Genomic DNA, 7251 nt, shown 5'->3' with positions numbered 1-7251 from the left:
GGGCTGGGGGTGAGGGGATTACTTCTTCTGGTCCTTCTTCGGCCAGTCGTCGTCATCGTCCCACTTGTCGTTAAAATCACGGTGCGGGGGAAGATCCGGTTTGTTGGCGAGAAATTTTTTATGGTCAACGCGCTTAAGATCTTTAATCACGTTAAGCAATACGCCAACCAGAAAAACTAACACCAGAATCCACCAGTACTTTGAAAGCCAATCCATTCGCTATTCCTCTCAGAGCGTTCGTCAGGCGACGAGTTGCTCCATAATACGTTGATACATACGGGCCAGCAGTTGCAAATCTGCCGCATTGACACACTCATTGATTTTATGAATGGTTGCGTTCACTGGACCCAGTTCGACAACCTGGGCGCCCATACGGGCGATAAAGCGTCCGTCTGAGGTGCCACCCGTTGTCAGCAGCTGTGGCTTAATTTCATTATAGTGCTCGATGGCGTTCACCACCGCATCAACCAGTTTACCGCGCTGCGTCAGGAACGGCTGGCCGGAAAGCCACCACTCTACGGTGTAACGCAGCTGATATTTTTCCAGCAGGGCGACAATGCGCGCCTTGATCATCTCATCGGTCAGTTCGGTGCTGAAGCGGAAGTTAAACTGGACGAAGTAATCACCCGGGATCACGTTGTTGCTGCCGGTCCCGGCCTTGACGTTCGCAATCTGCATGCTGGTTGGCGGGAAGAATTCGTTGCCTTTATCCCACTCGATGCCCACCAGCTCGCTCAGCATTGGCGCAGCGCGATGGACCGGGTTATCGGCCAGATGCGGATAAGCAACGTGCCCCTGAACGCCGTGAATGGTCAGGTTACAGGTCAGCGAGCCACGGCGCCCGTTTTTGACGACATCACCCACCACTTCGGTACTGGACGGCTCACCGACCAGGCAGTAGTCGAGACGCTCGTTACGCGCCATCAGCGCTTCAACGACCTTCACGGTACCGTTATGGGCGCTGGCTTCTTCGTCGGAGGTGATTAAAAACGCCAGACGGTTTTTGTGGTTTGGATGCTGGGCCACAAAGCGCTCTGCCGCCACGACCATCGCCGCCAGAGAGCCTTTCATGTCTGCCGCGCCGCGACCAAACAGCATGCCATCGCGGATGGTTGGTTCAAACGGCGGGTTAATCCAGCGATCCGCATCACCGGCGGGAACGACGTCAGTATGCCCGGCAAAGGCCAGCGTTTCACCCTGGCCGCGCCACGCCCAGAAGTTCTGGGTATCGCCAAAATCCATGCGTTCAACGGTGAAACCGATGGCGCGCAGGCGCTCAATCATAAGTGCCTGACAACCTGCGTCGTCCGGGCTAAGGGAAGGACGGCGAATAAGCTGCTGAGTCAGCTCAATGACCGGGCATGACATAAACTACACCTCAACGAAAAAAGTCGGAATAAAGGGTTTCACTGAAACCCAGCAGCATAGGCTGCCCTGGCGCGCAGAGCAATGGGCGTTTGATCATTGCCGGCATCTCGAGCATCAGTTTTGCCGCGCTGTCGGCGTTGTTGATGCTGGCGCGCAGAGATTCGTCGAGTTTACGCCAGGTGGTGCCGCGCGTATTCAGCAGGGCTTCCCACCCTAGTTCGCCGATCGCGTTATGCAGAAATTCTGCATCAAGCCCGTCGGCACGGTAATCGTGGAAGCGGTACTCCACGCCGTTTGCTTCCAGCCAGCGGCGGGCTTTTTTGATGGTGTCGCAATTTTTAATGCCGTACATCACAACCATGGTGAATCCTTTTGCTCTTATGGCGATTAAATGTTCAGTAAATTCGAAGATATATCCTTAAGTGGAATATAACACATTCAGGAATTGTCTGGATTTACACTTCATCTTAATTCAACTCACATCTGTACGCTGAATATTCTTTCACCCTTTAAGCATAGATGTCCATAAGCTTTAAATTTCGAATAAACTCAGCAGGTAAAATAAAACTCACCCGTCCGTGGGGTTATTTCAAAATATTGCTAGCCGTCACAAAAAATTGAGGCCTCTCCGTTCATATTTATCATAAATCCCCGCAGGACGTGGGGTACAATCACAGCAATTGGTTAAATAGTCTTCACAATGATGGTCCGTTTTTGTAGAATGCGCATAATAATAAGAGAGGTTGTTATGATTGAACGTGAACTGGGGAACTGGAAAGATTTTATCGAAGGCATGCTTCGTAAATGACATTCAGTAAGAATTGCAAGAGCACTAAAATAAGTAAAATAACCATAGTGTGAATTAATCACACAATAAAAAGGCGGCCGATAAAGCCGCCTTTTTTTATTTCAATCACTTACTCAGCGCGTTCCTTTAACGGGAAGCGGCGACGCACCAGCACAAAGAACAACGGCACGAAGTAAATGGCCAGAATGGTGGCCGAAATCATGCCGCCCATGACCCCGGTCCCTACCGCGTGCTGGCTGCTGGAGCCTGCCCCCGTACTGGTTGCCATCGGCAGTACGCCAAAGACAAACGCCAGCGACGTCATCAGGATCGGGCGTAAGCGCTGACGGCAGGCGTGCAGCGTGGCGGCCATCAGCTCGTGGCCTTTGGCATTCATCTCGTTGGCAAACTCAACGATCAGAATGGCGTTTTTCGCCGACAGCCCAATCACGGTGAGCAGACCCACCTGGAAGTAAACATCGTTCTCCAGGCCGCGCATCCAGGTCGCCAGCAGGGCACCGATAACCCCAAGCGGCACGACCAGCATGACGGAGAACGGGACCGACCAGCTTTCATACAGTGCGGCAAGGCAGAGGAAGACCACCAGCAGAGAGAGCGCGTAAAGCGCGGGGGCCTGTGCACCGGAGAGACGCTCCTGGTAGGACATGGCCGTCCACTCGAGACCAAAACCAGCGGGCAGCTGCTGCACCAGTTTTTCCATGGTATCCATGGCGGTACCGGTACTGACGCCCGGCGCGGCTTCCCCGACGATTTCAACCGCAGAGTAGCCGTTATAGCGCTCCAGACGCGGCGAGCCGCTCTCCCAGTGCGAGGTGGCAAACGCGGAGAAGGGCACCATGCCGCCGGCATTGTTCCTGACAAACCAGCGGTTTATATCATCCGGCAGCATGCGGAACGGCGCGGCGGACTGGACATACACTTTTTTCACGCGGCCGCGATCCATAAAGTCATTCACGTAGCTCGAGCCCCACGCCGTTTGCAGGGTGTCATTAATATCGTTGATCGAGACGCCCAGCGCCTGCGCCTTGCGCTGATCGATATCCACCTGGAGCTGCGGGCTGTCGTCAAGACCGTTATGGCGAACGCGGGTCAGGCCCGGATCGTTGCCTGCCAGCGCTAGCAGCTTATCGCGTGCCGCCATCAGCGCCGTGTGGCCTGCCCCGGCGTGATCCTGCAGCTCCATATCAAACCCGGCGGAACTGCCCAGGCCGCTTATCGCCGGCGGGCTGCTGGCGAAGACGCGCGCCTCTTTGATGTGCGCAAAGGCTTTCGTCGCGCGTTCAATAATGGCAAATGACGTTCCCGTTCTGGTATCGCGCTCGTCCCAGTCCTTCAGGCGGACGAACATGCGGGCGACGTTCTGCCCGTTTCCGCCCGGGCCAGAGCCTACGGTGGAGAAGACCGACACAACGTTATCTTTCTCTTTGGTGAAGAAGTACTGTTCCACCTGCTGGACAACCTTCAGCGTCTGCTGCTGCGTTGCGCCGCTCGGGAGCTGCACCGAGGTGGTGAACATTCCCCGGTCTTCCATCGGCAGGAACGAGGTGGGAAGATGCATAAACAGCCAGACCATGCCGCCCAGCAGCACAACGTAAATCATCATCCAGCGCAGGCTGCGATGGAGCACGCCACCGACGGCCGATTCATACCGCGCGGCATTGCGGTTGAACATGCGGTTAAACCAGCCGAAGAACCCTTTTTGCCCGTGCTGCTCCCCTTTATGCAGCGGTTTCAGAATAGTGGCGCACAGCGCAGGGGTGAGGATCAGCGCCACCAGCACGGATAGCACCATCGCCGAGACGATGGTTATCGAGAACTGACGGTAAATCGCCCCGGTGGTGCCGCCAAAGAAGGCCATCGGGATAAAGACGGCCGACAGCACCATCGCAATACCGACTAACGCCCCCTGAATTTGCCCCATGGATTTGCGCGTCGCCTGGCGCGGAGAGAGTCCTTCTTCGCTCATGATGCGCTCGACGTTTTCAACCACCACGATGGCATCATCCACCAGAAGGCCAATCGCCAGCACCATCGCAAACATCGTCAGGGTGTTAATGCTGTACCCGAACGCGTAAAGCACCGCAAAGGTCCCCAGCAGCACCACCGGGACGGCAATGGTGGGGATCAGCGTTGCGCGGAAGTTTTGCAGGAACAGGTACATCACCAGGAACACCAGCGCGATGGCTTCCAGCAGGGTCTTCACCACGTCCTCAATCGACGCTTTAACGAAGGAGGTGGTTTCGTAGGCGACTTTGTACTCCAGCCCGTGCGGGAAATACTGTGAAAGCTCGTCCAGACGGTCCAGCACCAGTTTGGCCGTGGCCATTTCGTTTGCGCCGGAGGCCAGTTTAATCCCCAGACCGGAGGCCTGATTGCCGTTAAAGCGGCTCAGGTAGTCGTATTTTTCCGCCCCCATTTCTACCGTGGCGACATCGCCCAGGCGCACTTCCGACCCATCCTGATTCACGCGCAGGGTGATGTTGCGGAACTGGTCCGGCGTCTGCAGAAGGGATTGTGAATTGATGGTGGCGTTCAGGGCCTGCTTATCGACGGACGGCGTTCCCCCCAGTTGCCCCACCGCAATCTGGGCGTTCTGGGCTTTGATGGCATTCGTCACGTCGGTTGCCGTCATCTGGACGCTGTTCAGCTTGTTGGGATCGAGCCAGATGCGCATTGAGTACTGTGAGCCGTAAGCGTCGATATCGCCGACGCCGTTAATACGGCTGATGGGATCCTGAATATTACTGGCGACGTAGTCGGCAATGTCCTGCTTATCCATTGAGCCATCTGTCGACACAAACGCGATGGTCAAAATGTTGGTATCACCGGTTTTACGCACGGTCACGCCCTGATTCTGCACCGCCTGGGGCAGCTTTCGCATGGCCGACTGCAGCTGGTTTTGCACCTGCTGCACCGCTTCATCCGGGTCGGTGCCCGCCTTAAAGCTCAGGGTAACCGTCGCCTGACCCGTGGCGCTACTTTGCGAGGACATGTACATCAGGTTATCCAGACTCGTCATGTTCTGCTCGATAACCTGCGTCACGGTGTTTTCCAGCGTTTGTGCGGAAGCGCCGGGGTAGTTTGCGGTAACGCGCACGTTAGGCGGTGCCAGATCGGGGTATTGCTCAACAGGAAGTGAAGTAATCGCCAGGACACCTGTCAGACACAACAGGATGGCAAGCACCCAGGCAAAAATGGGGCGATCGATGAAAAAATTCGCCATGAAAGTGTGACCTCGTTTTGCTGCACGTCATTATTGTTTATTGCCCGCATAACTTTAGCGGTAAGGGCCAGGTCAAACGTGGAGAAATAAAGGAGATAATGTAAATTATCATGCGCTTTTCCCTGCGCTTCCCTCTTTACCGTTATTTACCCGTTAACGGCGCGGGCGCCGGGAACGTCACGCTGACCAGCGTGCCGCCGTTTTGCGGCTGCGAAAAGTGCAGCAATCCGCCGAGCCGTTGCGCGCGTTCGCGCATAATGTTCAGCCCGTAGTGTCCCGGCGGCTCGCTGGCTTCGCCAATCCCGATGCCGTTGTCACGAATGCTGACGCTGTGCGTACCGTCCGCTGCGGTCACGCAGCTTACGGTGATCTCGCTGGCCTGCGCGTGCTTAATGGCGTTCAACACGGCCTCACGCACGATCTGCAACAGATGCACCTGCTTTTGCGCGTCCAGCGCCAGCGAGGAGAGACGGCAGTCGAGATGCAGCTTCGCCTGCGTCTGGCTCTGCAGGACGTCGAGGGACTCCTGAAGCGCAGCGGGCAAGTTCGCGTGGTTCAGCGTCAGGCGGAAGGTGGTGAGCAGCTCGCGAAGCTGCTGCCAGGCATTGTTCAGCTCGCGGGAGAAGTCGGTGATGATGGTCTGCGCAGGGGTATTGTCCTCCGGCACGGCGCGTTTGAGCAGCGCCAGCTGAATGCGCAGATACGATAGCACCTGCGCCAGCGAATCGTGCAGCTCGCGGGCAATGGTGGCGCGCTCTTCCATCAGCAGCAGCTGCTGGTAATGCTTTTGCGCCTGGTTAAAGTACAGCCCGCGCCCGAGCATGGTCGCCACGCTTCTCATCAGCGGGAGGGGGACGCTGTCCGTCTCGCTTTGCCAGCGCAGCTCGCCGTAAAGGGTGTCCTGCATCAGTACCGGCAGGTTTTGCAGAGGGATGCCCTCAGACTCCGTCCCTTCGCACAGCCGCCAGTCGTCGCTGGTGCGCAGTTCCAGATAATTCATCTGCGTATAGTCATGGACAATCTGCAGGATATGCCGGAAGCAGTGGCTGTCTATCTGGCCGGTATTCAGCGCCTGAGAGCACTTGAACAGCATGTCGAGCTGCTGGTGGGCTTCATGCAAATGCCGCGTCTTTTCCGCAACCGAGGCCTCAAGCGAGCGGTAGAGCGTATCTAATTCGGCGGACATGTGGTTAAAGGCGCGGGAGAGTTGGCCCAGCTCGTTCGGCAGGGCGGTATCCGGCGCCGGGGTTGCAAATTCCCCGCGCTCAATCCGTTCGCTGGCCGCCACCAGATTGTTAAGCGGCAGCACCACCCGGCGACGAATGCGTCGCAGGGTAAACAGCGTCAGCAGCAGGATCCCGAGAGCGCCCGCCAGAGAGAGCAGGGTCACCGTCTGAATTTTATGTTCGGTGTAGTGCTGAAGGGCGAGCACAAAGGCATCAATGCGGCCAACAAAATCCTCAATATGGGTTTGATACCACGCGCTGTCGCCGCGGGCGATGTGCGCATCCATCTCCAGCCAGGCCACGTGCAGCTGCTGGTAGCGCGCTTTTACATTGTCCGGGACGTACCAGCGGTTCAGCTTCTGCAGGGTAGGCGCGCTCAGCGTCTGTTGCCAGCTGTCGCGATGCGCCGCAAGGGAAGGGCTGTTGCGCTGCATCTCGTAGCCCAGACGATAGCTCTGCATGCGCAGCGAACCCGCGATATTGATAGCTTCGGCGTCACGCTGGCTGCTGGCAAGCGTCAGCAGGGCGACGGTGCTGGTCAGCACGGATAAGACAATGATCGAAAAGAAAGCCCAGGCAAGGCTTCCGGAAACGGGTCGTTTAACGGTCACAGAACGGCTCTCTGA

The 7251-nt window shown here is 56.8% G+C and carries 6 protein-coding genes; 1 reads left to right on the top strand and 5 read right to left on the bottom strand.

From position 1 onward, the window contains the following. Nucleotides 1–18: 18 nt before the first annotated feature. The 3 genes from AB8846_RS20885 to AB8846_RS20875 are packed head-to-tail and all read right to left on the bottom strand — an operon-like array spanning nt 19 to nt 1729. Nucleotides 19–216 carry a YpfN family protein gene (locus AB8846_RS20885; RefSeq protein WP_014171111.1) on the bottom strand — a complete coding sequence of 66 codons (198 nt, stop codon included), beginning with the start codon at nt 214–216 and terminating at the stop codon, nt 19–21. Nucleotides 217–240: 24 nt separating this feature from the next. Next, nucleotides 241–1368 (bottom strand): succinyl-diaminopimelate desuccinylase, encoded by a 1128-nt coding sequence (dapE, locus tag AB8846_RS20880; protein ID WP_121425186.1) that lies wholly within the window; start codon nt 1366–1368, stop codon nt 241–243. 10 nt (nt 1369–1378) lie between these two features. Next, nucleotides 1379–1729, bottom strand: a complete 351-nt coding sequence (locus AB8846_RS20875; RefSeq protein WP_063143464.1) for an ArsC family reductase — start codon at nt 1727–1729, stop codon at nt 1379–1381. A gap of 387 nt (nt 1730–2116) precedes the next feature. On the opposite strand from AB8846_RS20875, the gene ypfM reads away from it, so the two are divergent. Next, nucleotides 2117–2176, top strand: coding sequence for a protein YpfM (gene ypfM, locus AB8846_RS20870; RefSeq protein ID WP_015572204.1), 60 nt, complete (start codon nt 2117–2119; stop codon nt 2174–2176). A gap of 109 nt (nt 2177–2285) precedes the next feature. Here ypfM and acrD read toward each other — a convergent pair whose 3' ends face one another. Beyond that, nucleotides 2286–5399, bottom strand: a complete 3114-nt coding sequence (gene acrD, locus AB8846_RS20865) for a multidrug efflux RND transporter permease AcrD (RefSeq protein WP_370733588.1) — start codon at nt 5397–5399, stop codon at nt 2286–2288. 142 nt (nt 5400–5541) lie between these two features. Continuing rightward, nucleotides 5542–7236: a nitrate/nitrite two-component system sensor histidine kinase NarQ gene (narQ, locus tag AB8846_RS20860; protein ID WP_370733587.1), complete on the bottom strand. Its 1695-nt coding sequence runs from the start codon at nt 7234–7236 to the stop codon at nt 5542–5544. Between the last annotated feature and the right edge of the window lie 15 nt (nt 7237–7251).

The organism is Enterobacter sp. KB-221C9 (assembly GCF_041320715.1).
In the GTDB taxonomy this organism is placed as follows: Bacteria; Pseudomonadota; Gammaproteobacteria; order Enterobacterales; family Enterobacteriaceae; genus Enterobacter; species Enterobacter asburiae_D.
The sequence above is the reverse complement of the archived record's forward strand: the minus strand, read 5'-3'. Positions and strand labels throughout refer to the sequence as shown.